The 15,722-nt window shown below is 64.0% G+C and carries 18 protein-coding genes; 4 read left to right on the top strand and 14 right to left on the bottom strand.

Translation table 11 applies throughout. The features are described 5' to 3' along the window. On the bottom strand, nucleotides 1-280 hold a 280-nt coding region (locus tag A8B82_RS20545; RefSeq protein ID WP_201120863.1), incomplete at its 3' end, for a zinc-ribbon domain-containing protein. A 172-nt stretch (nucleotides 281-452) separates the two neighbouring features. Between A8B82_RS20545 and A8B82_RS20550 the strand changes: the two genes are divergently transcribed. From A8B82_RS20550 to A8B82_RS20565, 4 genes are read left to right on the top strand one after another with little or no spacing between them, the layout of a single operon-like run. Next, on the top strand, nucleotides 453-1,130 hold the full coding sequence (locus A8B82_RS20550) for a cell division ATP-binding protein FtsE (protein WP_067296786.1): 678 nt from the start codon (nucleotides 453-455) through the stop codon (nucleotides 1,128-1,130). A gap of 29 nt (nucleotides 1,131-1,159) precedes the next feature. Beyond that, entirely contained in the window at nucleotides 1,160-2,032 is an 873-nt protein-coding gene (locus A8B82_RS20555; protein WP_201120868.1) for an FtsX-like permease family protein, read from the top strand. Further along, complete coding sequence (locus A8B82_RS24630; RefSeq protein ID WP_067296986.1) at nucleotides 2,032-2,757, top strand: lysophospholipid acyltransferase family protein; 726 nt, start codon at nucleotides 2,032-2,034, stop codon at nucleotides 2,755-2,757. Before A8B82_RS20555 ends, A8B82_RS24630 begins: the two co-directional genes overlap by 1 nt. Further along, nucleotides 2,744-3,349, top strand: coding sequence for a pyridoxamine 5'-phosphate oxidase family protein (locus A8B82_RS20565; RefSeq protein ID WP_067296791.1), 606 nt, complete (start codon nucleotides 2,744-2,746; stop codon nucleotides 3,347-3,349). The genes A8B82_RS24630 and A8B82_RS20565 overlap by 14 nt, the downstream gene beginning before the upstream one ends. 103 nt (nucleotides 3,350-3,452) lie before the next feature. Here A8B82_RS20565 and lpdA read toward each other — a convergent pair whose 3' ends face one another. From lpdA to sucC, 13 genes are all read right to left on the bottom strand, one after another. Next, entirely contained in the window at nucleotides 3,453-4,841 is a 1,389-nt protein-coding gene (gene lpdA / locus A8B82_RS20570; RefSeq protein ID WP_067296794.1) for a dihydrolipoyl dehydrogenase, read from the bottom strand. A 101-nt stretch (nucleotides 4,842-4,942) separates the two neighbouring features. Beyond that, entirely contained in the window at nucleotides 4,943-5,338 is a 396-nt protein-coding gene (locus A8B82_RS20575; protein WP_067296797.1) for an MAPEG family protein, read from the bottom strand. Continuing rightward, nucleotides 5,335-5,598 (bottom strand): hypothetical protein, encoded by a 264-nt coding sequence (locus A8B82_RS20580; RefSeq protein WP_067296799.1) that lies wholly within the window; start codon nucleotides 5,596-5,598, stop codon nucleotides 5,335-5,337. Before A8B82_RS20580 ends, A8B82_RS20575 begins: the two co-directional genes overlap by 4 nt. Before the next feature lie 13 nt (nucleotides 5,599-5,611). Beyond that, the gene (locus A8B82_RS20585) at nucleotides 5,612-5,995 is read right to left on the bottom strand and encodes an MAPEG family protein (protein ID WP_067296802.1); all 384 of its coding nucleotides are present in this window, start codon (nucleotides 5,993-5,995) and stop codon (nucleotides 5,612-5,614) included. Between the two features lie 92 nt (nucleotides 5,996-6,087). Further along, nucleotides 6,088-7,281, bottom strand: a complete 1,194-nt coding sequence (gene odhB / locus A8B82_RS20590; protein WP_235604756.1) for a 2-oxoglutarate dehydrogenase complex dihydrolipoyllysine-residue succinyltransferase — start codon at nucleotides 7,279-7,281, stop codon at nucleotides 6,088-6,090. A 3-nt stretch (nucleotides 7,282-7,284) separates the two neighbouring features. Further along, on the bottom strand, nucleotides 7,285-10,248 hold the full coding sequence (locus A8B82_RS20595; protein WP_067296804.1) for a 2-oxoglutarate dehydrogenase E1 component: 2,964 nt from the start codon (nucleotides 10,246-10,248) through the stop codon (nucleotides 7,285-7,287). Continuing rightward, nucleotides 10,245-11,522: a hypothetical protein gene (locus A8B82_RS20600; RefSeq protein ID WP_235604757.1), complete on the bottom strand. Its 1,278-nt coding sequence runs from the start codon at nucleotides 11,520-11,522 to the stop codon at nucleotides 10,245-10,247. Before A8B82_RS20600 ends, A8B82_RS20595 begins: the two co-directional genes overlap by 4 nt. A 126-nt stretch (nucleotides 11,523-11,648) precedes the next feature. Beyond that, complete coding sequence (gene sucD / locus A8B82_RS20605) at nucleotides 11,649-12,536, bottom strand: succinate--CoA ligase subunit alpha (protein WP_067296809.1); 888 nt, start codon at nucleotides 12,534-12,536, stop codon at nucleotides 11,649-11,651. Nucleotides 12,537-12,595: 59 nt separating this feature from the next. Further along, nucleotides 12,596-12,862: a hypothetical protein gene (locus A8B82_RS20610; protein WP_067296811.1), complete on the bottom strand. Its 267-nt coding sequence runs from the start codon at nucleotides 12,860-12,862 to the stop codon at nucleotides 12,596-12,598. A gap of 16 nt (nucleotides 12,863-12,878) precedes the next feature. After that, on the bottom strand, nucleotides 12,879-13,673 hold the full coding sequence (locus tag A8B82_RS20615) for a class I SAM-dependent methyltransferase (RefSeq protein WP_067296813.1): 795 nt from the start codon (nucleotides 13,671-13,673) through the stop codon (nucleotides 12,879-12,881). Beyond that, entirely contained in the window at nucleotides 13,670-14,176 is a 507-nt protein-coding gene (locus A8B82_RS20620; RefSeq protein WP_235604758.1) for a hypothetical protein, read from the bottom strand. The genes A8B82_RS20615 and A8B82_RS20620 overlap by 4 nt, the downstream gene beginning before the upstream one ends. Further along, complete coding sequence (locus A8B82_RS24260; protein ID WP_161489490.1) at nucleotides 14,173-14,310, bottom strand: hypothetical protein; 138 nt, start codon at nucleotides 14,308-14,310, stop codon at nucleotides 14,173-14,175. Before A8B82_RS24260 ends, A8B82_RS20620 begins: the two co-directional genes overlap by 4 nt. A 68-nt stretch (nucleotides 14,311-14,378) precedes the next feature. Next, on the bottom strand, nucleotides 14,379-15,572 hold the full coding sequence (gene sucC / locus A8B82_RS20625) for an ADP-forming succinate--CoA ligase subunit beta (protein ID WP_067296816.1): 1,194 nt from the start codon (nucleotides 15,570-15,572) through the stop codon (nucleotides 14,379-14,381). Nucleotides 15,573-15,722: the final 150 nt, after the last annotated feature.

The raw sequence follows: 15,722 nt of genomic DNA on the forward strand, positions 1-15,722 counted from the left end.
GGCGCAGGATGTCGGCCACGGCCGGGTCCAGCTTGCGCCGCTCGGGTTCCGGGGCGGGCCGGGTCGGCGGTGGCGGGGGTGCGGTTTCCTCGTCCGGTGTCGGCGCGTCGGGCGGCGGCACATCGGCGTCGTCTTCCATCACCTCTTCGGGGGCATGGTCCGGGTGATGCTGAAACCAGGTCTGGCCGCAATTGGAACATTGCACATCCCGCCCGGCGGTCGGCATGACGTCATCGGGCACTTCATATTGTGCGTCGCAATTCGGACAGGTCAGCCTCATTGATGTTCCCGCTGCTCTCCATGGTCCCGTTTCGGGCCGTTAACCATTTTCAACCAGCATAGTGCAAGTTTTCCGCAGGAAAAGTGCTATCTCGGCGGCAAGCTCCGAAGTGGTGCATTGAATCCCCGGCGGTGCTCAGGCACAACAGGTTAACGAAATCCGGGGAACGTGCGTGATCGAGCTGGAAAATGTGGCCTACAGCTATGGCGGTGGCGAATTGCTGTCGGACATAACGCTGAAACTCGCGCCCGGGTCCTTTCATTTCCTGACTGGTCCCTCGGGCGCGGGCAAGACAACCCTGATGAAACTGTGTTACGGCGCGCTTTTGCCCACGGCGGGGCATGTGCGCCTGTTTGGTGCGGATGTGCGCGGGTTGGGCCGGGATGACATCGCCATGGTGCGCCGCCGGGTCGGGGTGGTGCATCAGGATGTGCAGTTTCTCGATCATCTCGACGTGTCGGAAAACATCAACCTGCCGCTGACCGTATCGGGCCGCAGTGCCGATGCGGCCGGCGATGACCTGGCCGAGCTGATGTCATGGGTCGGCCTGACCAACCGCGCCGGGGCGCTGCCGCCGGAACTGTCGGGCGGCGAACGCCAGCGTGCCGCCCTGGCGCGGGCCGTGATCATGTCGCCTGATGTGGTGCTGGCGGATGAGCCCACCGGCAACATCGACTGGGACATGTCGCAACGCCTGCTGCGGCTGCTGATCGAGTTGAACAAGATGGGCAAGACCGTGCTGATCGCCACCCATGACCTGAGCCTGATCCGCGCCACCAAGGCGCATGTGCAGGCGCGGGTGTTGCGCATCGCGAACCGGCGCATCCAGTTGGCGGGGGCGGACCTGTGAAGCTGGGGCCCGGCAGTCTGCGCGCCCTCATGGCGGGAGACCGGCAGGCGGACCGCGTGGTGCCGCCCTCGGGCTTCACCGCGCAGCTGACCCTTTTTGCCGCTGCCGCGATGGCGTTTCTTGCGGTCTTTGCGCTGGCGCTGTCGCTGGCGGCGGGCCGTCTGGCGGAACGCTGGGGGTCGGAGCTTGCCCGGACCGCCACCGTGCGGATCGTGGCCCCGCTGGACCAGCGCACCGCCCAGACCGAGGCGGCGCTGCGGATTCTGGAAACCACCAAGGGGGTGGCCACCGCCCGCGCCCTGACGGATGCGGAGCAACAGGCCCTGCTGGCGCCCTGGTTCGGCCCCGACCTCGCGCTGGACGCGCTGCCGGTGCCGCGCCTGATCGAGGTGATCGAGGACAGCGACGGCATGGATGCCGCCGGTCTGCGCCTGCGGCTGGCCGCCGAGGTGCCGGGCGCGGTGCTGGATGATCATGGCCGCTGGCGCGAACCGCTGGTGCAGGCGGCCTCGCGGCTGCGGCTGATCGGCTGGGTTTCGATCGCGCTGATCGCGGCGACAGTGGCGGCGATGATCACCCTTGCCGCTCAGGCCGCCCTGGCCGCCAATGCGCAGGTGATCGCGGTGCTGCGCCTGGTGGGCGCGACAGATGATTACATCGCGCAGGCCTTTGTGCGCCGGTTTACCCTGCGGGCGCTGTCGGGGGCGGCGGCGGGCACGGTTGTGGGCCTGATCGCGGTGGTGTTGCTGCCTAGCGCCTCTGAAACCGGCGGTTTCCTGACCGGGCTGGGCTTTCGCGGGCTGCACTGGCTGCTGCCCTTCCTGATCCCGCTGCTGGCGGGTGGCGTCGCCTTTGCCGCGACGCGGGCCGCGGCACGGCGCACGCTGAGGGGGCTTTCATGATGCTGCAATGGATACGCTCGATCTTCTATGTGGTGCAGGCCACGGTGGCGATGCCGGTCATCGGTCTGGCCTTTGCCCCCTGGGCGATGTTCTCCAAACGGGGCGCCTATACCGCCTGCAAGAGCTATGCCGCCTGGTGCATGTGGTCGGCGCGCTGGCTGATCGGGCTGCGCTGCGAGGTGCGTGGCGCGGTGCCGACGGGCGAGGTGCTGATCGCGGCCAAGCATCAGTCCTTCCTTGACATCATCATGATCTTTCACGCCCTCCCGCGCGCCAAGTTCATCATGAAGCGCGAGATCCTCTGGACCCCGGTGATCGGCCAGTACACCAAGCGGATGCAGATGATCGCGGTGGACCGGGGCAAGCGCGGCAAGGCGATTGCCAAGATGATCGCGGATGTGGAGGCCGGCAAGATCGAGCCGGGGCAGATCGTGATCTATTCCCAGGGCACCCGCGTCGCCCCCGGCACGCGTATCCCCTACAAGGTCGGCAGCGCCGTGCTTTATGACCAGTTGCATCAGCCCTGCGTCCCGGCGGCGACCAATGCGGGCTTTTTCTGGCCGCGCCGGGGGCTGTACCGGCGTCCGGGCGTGGCGGTGGTCGAATTCCTTGATCCGATTGCGCCGGGGCTGGGCAGGGAGGCCTTTATGCAGAAGCTGGAACAGGAGGTCGAAACCGCCTCGGACAACCTGCTGGCGGAGGCGGGCTGGCGTGCGGCGGATTGAGGATGTCGCGGCGCTTGAGGCGCTTTACGGCCCGCCCGGCGCGCCTGCGCTGCGCAAGGTGGCGGACCGGCTGACGCCGCTTTACCGCAAGTGGATCATGGCCTCGAAGCTGTGCATTCTGACCACGGTGGGGCCGCAAGGCACCGATGGCAGCCCGCGGGGTGACGATGGGCCGGTGGTGCTGGAGCTGGATGCGCAGCGGCTGGCGCTGCCCGACTGGCGCGGCAACAACCGGCTGGATTCGCTGCGCAATATCGTGGTGGATGGAAGGGTGTCGCTGCTGTTCCTGGTGCCGGGATCAAACAACGTGGTGCGGGTGAATGGCACCGCGATCCTGACCGACGACGCCAATCTGCGTGCGCGATTCGAAAAGGGTGGCCGCCAGCCCGCCACGGTGATCGTGATTACGATTCAGGAAATCTACAGCCAATGCGCCCGTGCCCTGATGCGGGCAGGCACCTGGGCGGGCAAGGACGAAAGCGGCGATCTGCCCAGCGTGGGCGATATTCTGGCCGAGATGACCAGCGGCGAAGAGGGCGGCACGCCCTATGACGCCGCCTGGGGCGCGAGGGCCGCCAGGACGATGTGGTAATGACAACCTCTGCGCAATAAAAAAGGGGGCATGTATCGCGACACGCCCCCCTCTCTTTTTGGCTGAAAAATATCCCTGCGCAACGCGGGCCGCGCCCGCCACTTCACATGTGGATCGGCCCGTCACCACAGGCCAGTGCAGCCTCGCGGACCGCTTCGGAATAGGTCGGATGCGCGTGGCATGTCATCGCCAGATCCTGCGCGGAGGCGCCGAATTCCATTGCCACGCAGACCTCGTGGATCAGATCGCCCGCGCCGGGGCCGATGATATGCGCGCCCAGGATGCGGTCGCTGTCCTTGTCGACGATGATCTTGACGAAACCGTCGCCTGCAAAAACCGCCTTGGCCCGCGCGTTGCCCATGAAGGAGAACTTGCCGACCTTATAGGCGTGGCCTGCCTCCTTGAGAGTGGCTTCGGTTTCGCCCACGGAGGCGACCTCGGGGTGGGTGTAGATCACGCCGGGGATCACGCCATAGTTCACATGGCCGTGCTTGCCCGCGATCACCTCCGCCACGGCCATGCCCTCGTCCTCGGCCTTGTGGGCCAGCATCGGGCCTTCGATCACATCGCCGATGGCGTAGACGCCGCTGACGGAGGTGGCCCAATGGTCATTGACCGCGATCTGGCCGCGCTTGGTCATCTCGACGCCCAGGGCGTCAAGGCCCACCCCGTCGTGATAGGGTTTGCGCCCTGTCGCCACCAGCACCACATCGGCGTCGATCACATGTTCGCTGTCGTCCTTGCGCAGCTTGTAATGCACCTTGGCCTTGGTCTTGGTGGCTTCGGTCTTTTGCACGGCTGCGCCCATGATGAAGTTCAGCCCCTGCTTTTTCAGCATCCGCTGAAAAGTTTTCTGCACCTCGGGGTCCATGCCCGGCGTGATCGCGTCGAGGAATTCCACCACGGTCACTTCCGAGCCGAGCCGGGCATAGACGCTGCCCAGCTCCAGGCCGATCACACCGGCCCCGATGACCACCATCTTTTTCGGCACCTTGCCCAGTTCCAGCGCGCCGGTGGAAGTCACAACGACCTTTTCATCCACTTCGACGCCGGGCAGGGAAGATGCCTCCGACCCTGTGGCGATGATGATGTTTTTCGCCTCATGCACCTCGTCGCCGACCTTGACCTTACCGGCCTCGGGGATGCTGCCCCAGCCTTTCAGCCAGTCGATCTTGTTCTTCTTGAACAGGAATTCGATGCCCTTGGTGTTGGTGTCGATGGTGCTGTCCTTGTAGGCCAGCATCTGTTTCCAGTCGACCGAGGGGCTTTTGCCCTTCAGCCCCATTTCCGCGAAGTTGTGTTCGGCCTCGTGCAGCATGTGGGAGGCATGCAGCAGCGCCTTGGAGGGGATGCAGCCGACGTTCAGGCAGGTGCCGCCCAGGGTCTCGCGGCCTTCGACGCAGGCGGTTTTCAGGCCCAGCTGCGCGCAGCGGATGGCGGCGACATAGCCGCCGGGGCCGGAGCCGATTACGATGACATCATAGGTGGACATGTGTGTCTCCTTGGGTGTTGAGCGTGTTTGATCCGAGGGTAGGGGGGCCAGCCCCCCGGCGCAAGCGCCACCCCCCGGTGGTATTTATTTGAACAATGAAATCAGTAGAGCGCCGCCAGCAGCATCAGCAGGGTGGCAATGAAGCCGATGAACCAGATCAGCGACCGCCAGGGCCGCAGGCCATAGGCATAGGCCGGGACGTAAAGCAGCCGCGCGATCAGGTAGATCCAGGCGAAAAGCCCGGTCAGCGCAGAGTTCTGCCCCGACATCTGGATCACCCCCACGGCGATGGCAAAGAGGATCAGCCCTTCGAAGTGGTTGTCAAAGGCGCGGCCGATCCGGGCGGTGCGGTCCGACATCGTGTTGTTGGGGGGGCGGTCGCGGGCCGACATGGTGAAGCCGGGCCCCAGCTCGCGGTTGGCAGGCACCGCGTAGAGCGCGAATTGCAGGTATTGCAGGAGCGCGGCGAGGGTCAAGGCCGTGAGTTCGGGGGTCATTTCGTTTCCAGAAAATACGCCGATGAGGAAGTGACCGTGCCGCCATCATCGGCGGCCAGCGCGTTGGACCTTTCGATCCAGCCCTGCGCCTTGTCGCGGTCGTTGACCTTGAGCAGGAAAAAGGCGTGGGTGTCGCTGTCGGCGTCTTTCCAGACCTGCAAGACGGTCAGCCCCGCGTTGCGCCGCGCCTCGTCATCCTTGTCGAAGGCGGCTTTCCAGTCGGTGAAGTTGCTGACGTGCTGGTGGACGATCATCTGCATGGCGGGAGCCCTTTCAAAGCGCCTGGAAATAGAGAACGGCGGTGGCTAGGAACCCGGCCAGCCAGGCCAATGTGCGCACCGCAGGCACGCCAAGGGCATAGACCGGCAGGTAGATGATCCGCGCGATCATGAAGACCTGGGCGGCCAGCAGGGTGGTGGCATTGGTCTTGTCCAGCACCTCAAGGATCAGCACGGCGGGGGCAAAGAGGGTCATTGCCACGATGGAGTTGTTCATCGCGCGTTCGATACGCGCCGCCATGCCCGTGGTGCCGCGGTTGTCGTCGCGGGAGGACATCACGTAGCCCATGGAAATCTGGGTCATGACCCCCAGCACCTGCAACAGGATGGTGATCATGACCAGCAGGCCATAGGCGATGAGGATGGAGATTTCGGTCATTGGGTGCGATCCTTGATAAAGACAAATCGTGGGGTGGAAACCCCACCCTACGGTGGATCGGTAGGGTGGGGTTTTCACCCCACCCTGTCGGTTTACAGGTCCATCAGCAAGCGGCGCGGGTCTTCCAGTGCTTCCTTGACGCGCACGAGGAAGGTGACCGCGCCTTTGCCGTCAACGATGCGGTGGTCGTAGCTGAGGGCGAGGTACATCATCGGGCGCACCACGATTTCGCCGTTCACCACCATCGCGCGGTCCTGGATCTTGTGCATGCCGAGGATGCCGGATTGCGGCGGGTTCAGGATCGGCGAGGACATCAGCGAGCCGTAGACGCCGCCGTTGGAGATGGTGAAGGTGCCGCCCTGCATGTCGGCCATGGAGAGCTTGCCGTCGCGTGCCTTGACGCCCAGGCCGTTGATCGTTTTCTCGATCTCGGCAAAGGACATCGCGTCGGCGTTCCTGACCACCGGCACCACAAGGCCGGTGGGCGTGCCCACGGCGATGCCCATGTGGACGTAGTTTTTATAGACCACATCGGTGCCGTCGATCTCGGCGTTCACGTCCGGCACTTCGTTCAGGGCGTGGCAGCAGGCCTTGGTGAAGAAGGACATGAAGCCCAGTTTGACGCCGTGTTTCTTTTCGAACAGCACCTTGTATTCATTGCGCAATTCCATGACTGCCGACATGTCCACCTCGTTATAGGTGGTCAGCATCGCAGCGGTGTTCTGCGATTCCTTGAGGCGGCGGGCGATGGTCTGGCGCAGGCGGGTCATCTTGACCCGTTCCTCGCGGGAGGCGTCATCGGCGCTGGAGGGGGCGCGGGGGGCGGATTTCGCCTCCGGTGCCGATGCGGCGGAGGAGCCTGCGGCGATGGCCTTGGCCACGTCCTCTTTCATCACCCGGCCATCGCGGCCGGTGCCGGTGACGGCATCGCGGCTGATGTTGTTTTCCGCCATCGCCTTTTTCGCCGATGGCGCGTCCTCGATATCCTTGCCGCCCTTGCTGTCGGCGGCGGGGGCCGGGGCGCTTTCCTTTGCGGTGGTTGCGGCACCTTCGCCACCGGAGATCACTGCCAGCCTGGCATTGGCCTCGACGGTGCTGCCTTCCTCGGCCAGGATTTTGGTCAGGGTGCCTGCGGCGGGGGCGGGGACCTCGACGCTGACCTTGTCGGTTTCCAGCTCGCAGAGCATTTCATCGACCGCCACGCTGTCGCCGGGTTTCTTGAACCAGGTGGCGACGGTTGCTTCGGTCACGGATTCGCCCAGGGTGGGCACACGTACTTCGGTCATGGGTTACTTTCCTTTGATGGTCAGCGCTTCGTCAACGAGAGCGGCTTGTTGTGCTTTGTGCTGGCTCGCCAGACCCGTGGCGGGAGAGGCGGCTGTGGCGCGGCCGACGTAGGTTGGGCGGCCGTGTTTTGCACCGATGCGGCCCAGGACCCATTCGATGTTCGGTTCGATAAAGCTCCAGGCGCCCTGGTTTTTGGGTTCTTCCTGACACCAGACCATGTCGGCATTCTTGAAGCGTTCCAGTTCCTTGACCGCGGATTGCGCGGGGAAGGGGTAGAATTGTTCGAAGCGCAGGATGTAGATGTCGTCAATGCCGCGGCTGTCGCGTTCTTCCAGCAGGTCGTAGTAGACCTTGCCCGAGCACATGACGACGCGCTTGATCTTGGCGTCGGCCGCCAGCTTGGTCTCCGAATTGCCCTTTTCCGCGTCGTCCCACAGCACCCGGTGGAAGCTGCTGCCGGTGGTGAACTCCTCGGCCTCGCTGATTGCCATCTTGTGGCGCAGCAGGGATTTGGGCGTCATCAGCATCAGCGGTTTGCGGTAGCTGCGGTGCAACTGGCGGCGCAGCAGGTGGAAGTAGTTGGCGGGCGTGGTGCAATTGGCCACGATCCAGTTGTCGCCGCCGCACATGGTCAGGAAACGCTCCAGCCGGGCGGAGGAGTGTTCCGGCCCTTGCCCTTCGTAGCCATGTGGCATCAGGCAGACGAGGCCGGACATGCGCAGCCATTTGCTTTCGCCCGAGCTGATGAACTGGTCGAACATGATCTGCGCGCCGTTGGCGAAATCGCCGAACTGCGCCTCCCAGAGGGTCAGGGCGTTGGGTTCGGCCAGCGAATAGCCGTATTCGAACCCCAGCACCGCGTATTCGCTGAGCATGGAGTCGATGACCTCGTATTCCGCCTGGCCCTCGCGGATGTGGTTGAGCGGATAGTAGCGGTCTTCGGTTTCCTGGTTGATCAGGGCCGAATGGCGCTGGGAGAAGGTGCCGCGCGCCGAGTCCTGACCGGACAGGCGGACCTTGTAGCCTTCGGTCAGCAGGGAGCCAAAGGCAATCGCCTCGGCGGTGGCCCAGTCGAAGCCCTTGCCATCCTTGAACATTGCCGCTTTCGCCTCAAGCAGACGGCCCACTGTCTTGTGCAGGGGGAAGTCATCGGGCGCGGTGGTCAGCGCCTTGCCGACATCGGCCAGGGTTTCCTTGGAAATCGCGGTCTTGCCGCGCTGGTATTTTTTGTCCTTGGACTTGTCGAGGTGGGACCATTTGCCGTCCAGCCAGTCGGCCTTGTTGGGGCGGTAGTCCTTGCCTGCTTCGAATTCCTCATTGAGGTATTTCTGGAAATTGGCCTTCATGTCCTCGATCTCGCCCTCGGGGACGAGGCCGTCCTTGACCAGCCGGTCGGAGTAGAGGCTGAGCGTGGTCTTCTGGCCCTTGATCTTCTTGTACATGATCGGGTTGGTGAACATCGGCTCGTCGCCTTCGTTGTGACCGAAGCGGCGGTAGCAGATGATGTCGATGACCACGTCCTTGTGGAACTTCTGGCGGAATTCGGTGGCGACGCGGGCGGCGTGAACAACCGCTTCGGGGTCGTCACCGTTGACGTGGAAGATCGGCGCCTCGACCACCAGCGCATTGTCGGTCGGATAGGGCGAGGAGCGCGAGAAATGCGGCGCGGTAGTGAAGCCGATCTGGTTGTTCACCACGATATGCATGGTGCCGCCGGTGCGGTGACCGCGTAGGCCCGAGAGGGCGAAACATTCCGCCACCACGCCCTGACCCGCAAAGGCGGCATCGCCGTGCAGCAGGATCGGTAGCGCCTTCGTGCGTTCGTGGTCGTTGATCTGGTCCTGCTTGGCGCGGACCTTGCCCAGCACAACCGGGTTCACCGCCTCAAGGTGGCTGGGGTTGGCGGTCAGGCTGAGGTGCACGGTGTTGCCGTCAAAGTCGCGGTCCGACGAGGCGCCGAGGTGGTATTTCACATCGCCCGACCCATCGACATCCTCGGGTTTGAAGCTGCCGCCCTGGAATTCGTTGAAGATCGCCCGGTAGGGTTTCTGCATCACGTTGGCCAGCACCGACAGACGGCCCCGGTGCGGCATCCCGATCACGATATCCTTGACGCCCAGCTGGCCGCCACGCTTGATGACCTGTTCCATCGCCGGGATCAGGGATTCACCGCCGTCCAGGCCGAACCGCTTGGTGCCCATGTATTTGACGTGCAGGAATTTCTCGAAACCTTCGGCCTCGACCAGCTTGTTCAGGATCGCCTTGCGGCCATTCTGGGTAAAGGTGATTTCCTTGCCGTAGCCTTCGATCCGTTCCTTGAGCCAGCCGGCCTCCTCGGGGTTGGAAATATGCATGTATTGCAGCGCGAAAGTGCCGCAATAGGTGCGTTTCACGATATCGACGATCTGGCTCATGGTGGCCACTTCGAGGCCCAGCACGTTGTCGATGAAGATCGGACGGTCCATGTCGGCCTTGTTGAAACCATATGATTGCGGGTCCAGTTCGGCATGGGTGCCGGTATCGCGCATGCCCAGCGGGTCCAGATCGGCGGCAAGGTGCCCGCGGATCCGGTAGGCGCGGATCAGCATCAGGGCGCGGACTGAATCCAGCACCGCGCTGCGGACCTGTTCCTCGGTGATCCGGGCCCCTTTTTCGGCGGCCTTTTCCTTGATCTTCTTACCTGCGGCGTCTGCTTCTACCGGGTCGGGCCAGATGCCGGTCAGCGCGCCGATGGTCTCGCCTGCCGGGGCCGGGGGCCAGTCGCTGCGCGCCCAGGAGGGGCCTGCGGCCTCTGCCTTGACGGCGTCGCCGTCGTCGCCCATCGCCTTGAAGAACGCTTGCCATGCCTCATCCACCGCATTGGGGTCGCTGGCATATCTGGCATACATCTGTTCGAGGTATTCAGCGTTTTCGCCTTCCATGAAGGATGACGCGTGGAACTGGTCGTTTCCGGGTTGTTCGGTCATGATGTGGCCTCGTTCGGGCGTGGGTTATGGTCAAATTCAGGTGTCTGGAGGGCTTGCGCCCCCGGCCTTCGTCCGTCGGGTGCAGCGGCGGCCCAGATGCCCCCAAGGCAGGGGGCGGATCGCTGTGGCGCGCTGTGCACCCCTGGCGGAGAGGCGTCAAGATCGGTCAGCGTGGTGCGGTCGATCAGGTGGCGCAAACGGTCGTCACGCTCAACCTGGGCGCTGATCCTGCGCAGCCAGTGGTCGACGCGTTGCCGTTCGCGCCGGTCGAGATGGTCGCGTGACAGCGGCGACTGGATGCCATGGGCGGGAAAGCTGCCCGCGATGTCGGCCCCGGTCATTCCCTGCGCCCAGGGGGCGACCCCGTTCAGATAGTGACGCTGACGGGCGGCTATCCTGGCCGCGCGATCCGGCGCAAACAGGATCAGCGGGCTGTCGGCTTCGACATTTTCGGCGCGGGTGATCGCAAACAGACGCCGCCGCAGCAGGGTCAGGCTGCGGGCATCAAGCGTCGGAGAAAGGGTTTCGATGTGCCAGAAAACATGGCCCAGACCGATCATTGTCAGATAGCCTGGTGATACATTCTCGCGCGGGGCATCATAGGTCACGCGCCCCTTGAGGGGGCCGTCAAAGCCGGCCATCGCCATCAGGCGTTCGGACAGCGGGCGCGAGGTGTCCGGCGCACGGTAGGGGGCGGCGACCACATGAAAGCCGAGGTCTGAAAGCCGCTGGAAACTTTCCTTATAGCGCTGGACCGGAAAGTCATCGAGCCCGCGCGCGCCGAGATCCCAGCGGGCGTTCATGGTCTTGAGTTTCTGAACATAGGCGCTGGTCAGAAAACCGGCTTGTTCGCGGATCAGGACCAGAAGATCAATCCGGTCAAAGCCGAGCTCGGATACCGCGTTGTGCAGATGGCCTGCCGCGCGCAGGCGGCGGGTGTTGTCCTCGCTGGGGTCTAAGTCTTTTCGGATGCTGCCGTCGACAAGGAGCATCCGTGACAGCCGCTCTGCCGAGAGGATGACCGAGGTGTCCGGATGTGCCGCGCAGAGCCGGGCAAAACGGTCGAACAGATCGGTCTGTTCTGCCGTGCGGTCCTGCGGTGCCGCCAGCAAGGCGTGGGCCAGCGGTGCGCCATTTGCATTGGCATTCAGCAGATCCAGCGGAAGGACCAGACCCGCGGTTGCAAACGCATCCGCATTGTCGCGCAGCCAGTGCTGAAAACTGCTGGTGCCGGTCTTGTGCGGCCCGATATGCAGGATCAGCCGACGCATCACGGGATGATGCTCGGTCGGGGGCGGATGGCAAGGGCGGGCGGCTGGCGCATCATGTCTCGCGGGTTGGTTTGGCGGGTGCGAAGGGCCGGCCTGCTGTCGGCCCTTCGCCTAGTTCAGCTGAGGTGTTCAGCCCTTTTCAATCGCGGCCTTGACGGCCTCGCCCAGGGTGGCGGGGCTGTCGGCGACAACGATACCGGCGGATTTCATCGCTTCGATCTTGTCTTCGGCACCGCCCTTGCCACCGGCAACGATGGCGCCCGCGTGGCCCATGCGGCGGCCCGGAGGGGCGGTGCGGCCCGCGATGAAACCGGCGGTGGGTTTCCAGCGGCCCTTCTTGCGTTCATCGGCCAGGAATTGTGCGGCTTCTTCCTCGGCGGAACCGCCGATTTCGCCGATCATGATGATCGACTGGGTTTCGTCGTCGGCCAGGAACATTTCCAGCACGTCGATGTGTTCGGTCCCCTTGATCGGGTCGCCGCCGATGCCCACGGCGGAGGATTGGCCATAGCCCAGGTCGGAGGTCTGTTTGACCGCCTCATAGGTCAGTGTGCCGGAGCGGCTGACAACGCCGCAGGAGCCGCGCTTGTGGATATGGCCGGGCATGATGCCGATCTTGCAGGCGTCGGGGGTGATGACACCGGGGCAGTTCGGCCCGATCAGGCGGGATTTCGACCCGTCCAGCGCGCGTGCGACGCGCATCATGTCCAGCACCGGGATGCCTTCGGTGATGCAGACGATCAGTTCCATCTCGGCGTCGATGGCCTCAAGAATGGAATCGGCGGCGAAGGGGGGCGGCACGTAGATGACGGAGGCATTCGCCCCGGTGACGTGCCGCGCCTCGTGGACGGAGTTGAACACGGGCAGGTCCAGGTGTGTCTGGCCACCCTTGCCGGGGGTGACGCCGCCGACCATCTTGGTGCCATAGGCGATGGCCTGTTCGGTGTGGAATGTCCCCTGCGAGCCGGTGAGGCCCTGACAGATGACTTTGGTGTTTTCGTCTACAAGTACGGCCATTGGTCTTCCTTTGGTATTCCGAGAGTAAGGGCTGAGGCGCGGGTCGGTGCGCCGGGTGATTAGTCGATGATCGGTTGGGAACCGTCGCCGGGTTGCGGGGTGTAGCAGGCCGCCTGTCCGGGCGTGCCGCAGGTGGCGAGGGGCTGGGAGCTGCCTGTCGCAGGCGCGGCGGCGGGCCCGCCATAGACGACACCGGCGCTGGGGTGCACGGCCTGTGGCCCGTTGCGGATACCATCGTTGGCGGTGTTGTAGTTGCACCCCGACAGCGCGGCACCCAGGGCAAGGATACCGACGAGGCGGGCGGGGGTTTGTTTCTTGTGGCTCATCGTTTTCTCCTTGAGGTCAGGCAGGGGCCTTGCGCAGCAGGACCGAGATATTGTCGTCTACCGGCAGGGTAAACCGGTTGACCAGCGTGGTCTGGAAACCGATCTTGGCAGCGCAGCGGCGCAGGCTGGACAGGGTAAAGTAATTGACGTGGTCGGGGTAGCGGAAGCCGCACCATTTCGGCCCGATGACCTGGCGGTTGAGCGTGCCGAAATTCGGCACCCGGATAAAGACTCCGCCGGTGGGTTTCAGGGCCCGGTACGCGCCTTTCAGCACGCCCGTCACATCGGTTTCATGTTCGAGATAGGAGAACATGACGATCCCGTCGAACTGGTGTTCGTCGAACTCCCAGATCGCCTCGGCGCCCGCGCCATGCAGGCAATAGCCGCCCTGCGCGCGCATCCGTTCATCCGAGATCCGGTGCAGCTCCCTGGACAGTTCGATGCCATAGGGGGTCATCGGCGCGGTGATCCGCTGGCCCCAGCCCGACCCGATGTCGAGCACATGGCCATCGTTGAACCAGCGCCGGAAGCTTTTGGTCTTGTCGCGGTACATGCCCAGGGCATTGCGCAGCTTGCGCACATAGGGGCTGAGCGGGGTGGAGCCCCTGGAGGCGGCCTTTTTGTCCTCGTAGGTCTTTTCCCAGGCAAAATCCTCTTCCAGCGCCTCGTAGGCGGGAGGATTTTGCAGGTAGGTCATGGCGCAGCCGTTGCAGGTGACCACCTGCCAGGGCTCTGGCGAATACTCCGGCAGCAAGGTGGCGTCGGTGATGTTGCAGACCGGGCAGGGGCGCGGGGCATTTGTATCTGTCATGACCCCTCCGGCAGGCCAAGCCCGTCATAAAGGCGGTCAACGGCCATGAAGGTCACCGGGGCATCTGGCGCGTTGCGCAGGCCCACATGGACCACGGCAACGCGGCCGCGCAGCAGCTCGCGCCCCTCGATCAGGCTGGTGCCGGTGGTTACCGCATGGGTGTCGGGCAGCGGAATGGGCGTGCCAAAGACCGGCGGGGTCGCCATCTGGAGGCGCAGCGCCTCGATCGCCGCAGCGGTATGGTCGCCGTCAAAGGCCACTTCGCAGCGCCGTTCGACGCCGCGCGGGGCATCTTCGGGGCGCGGCTCAAGGCTGTCGTCCCAGAAGATGAGGGTAAAGGGCGCGCCATCCGCCTTCATGTTGGTCCGCGCCTCGGCCAGAGTCTGACCGGCCTTGAAGCACCATGCGTTGAAGGTGTCGATGGCGGTGCGCCCGTCGCTGGCGGCGGCGGCGGGGGCAGCCAGCGCGGCCAGCAGTGCGATATGAAGCGCCGCCCGGATCAAGACAGTCGGTCCCGTGGTGCGACCGTCTGGTCACCCACCCGCAGCAGATCACGATGCGCAGGCCGCACAAACAGACCCGCGCCCGGAAGGGCGGGGCCGGAGAGCAGGGGGGAAATGCGCATCTGTTTCTGCATGGTTGTCCTCGCGGAATGATCCTGTGGGGGCGGAACCGGTTGGGGGGCTGCGCCCCCCGGTCCGGTCCTTACCCCTTGACCGCTTTCACGATCTTTTCAGCACCGTCCTTGAGGTCGTCGGCGGCAATCACGTCAACATCGGAGTTGTTGATGATCTCCTTGCCCTTTTCGACGTTGGTGCCTTCGAGGCGGACCACCAGTGGCACCTTGAGGCCGACCTCTTTCACAGCGGCGATGACACCTTCGGCAATCACATCGCAGCGCATGATGCCGCCGAAGATGTTCACGAGGATGCCTTTGACCTGCGGGTCGGAGGTGATGATCTTGAAGGCTTCGGTGACCTTTTCCTTGGTGGCACCGCCGCCAACGTCGAGGAAGTTGGCAGGCTCGGCGCCGTAGAGCTTGATGATGTCCATGGTCGCCATCGCGAGGCCCGCGCCGTTGACCATGCAGCCGATCTCGCCGTCCAGCGCGATATAGTTCAGGTCATATTTGGAGGCTTCGAGTTCCTTGGGGTCTTCCTCTGTGGTGTCGCGCAGTTCCGCGATGTCGGCGTGGCGATAGATCGCGTTGCCGTCAAAGCTGACCTTGGCGTCCAGCACCTTGAGGTCGCCGCCGTCGGTGACGATCAGCGGGTTGATTTCCAGCATCTCCATGTCTTTTTCAAGGAACGCCTTGTAGAGCAGCCCCATCAGGCCGACGCATTGCTTGACCTGCTTGCCTTCCAGCCCGAGTGAGAAGGCGATGCGGCGGCCATGGAAGGCCTGATAGCCGGTCGCGGGATCAACCGAGAAGGACAGGATTTTTTCGGGGGTCGATGCGGCGACCTCTTCGATGTCCATGCCACCCTCGGTGGAGCAGACAAAGGACACGCGGGATGTCTGGCGGTCGACCAGCAGGGCCAGGTAAAGCTCTGTCTCGATGCCGGAGCCGTCTTCGATGTAGATGCGGTTGACCTGTTTGCCCGCCGGGCCGGTCTGATGTGTGACCAGGGTGCGGCCCAGCATCTTCTTGGCCTGTTCGGCGGCCTCTTCCACGGATTTGGTCAGGCGCACACCGCCGGCGTCACCGGCGTCTGCTTCCTTGAACTTGCCCTTGCCGCGGCCACCGGCGTGGATCTGTGCCTTGACCACCCAGAGCGGGCCATCCATCTCTCCGGCAGCGTTTTTGGCGTCTTCGGCCTTGAGGACCACGCGGCCATCGGAGACGGGCGCGCCGTAGCTGCGCAGGAGGGCTTTGGCCTGGTATTCGTGGATGTTCATCGCAAAAGGATCCCGTAGTTGGTTCAAGAGCAGGGCGCAGCGCGCGCGAGTCTTATCTGTCGGGAACCAGACTTTCTGAGTTCTGGGGATATTGAAAGTGGAATCTGCTGTTTGTGATCACACGCGGAAATGCTGTGATCACAAAATCGG

The organism is Sulfitobacter sp. EhC04 (assembly GCF_001650875.1).
GTDB lineage: Bacteria > Pseudomonadota > Alphaproteobacteria > Rhodobacterales > Rhodobacteraceae > Sulfitobacter.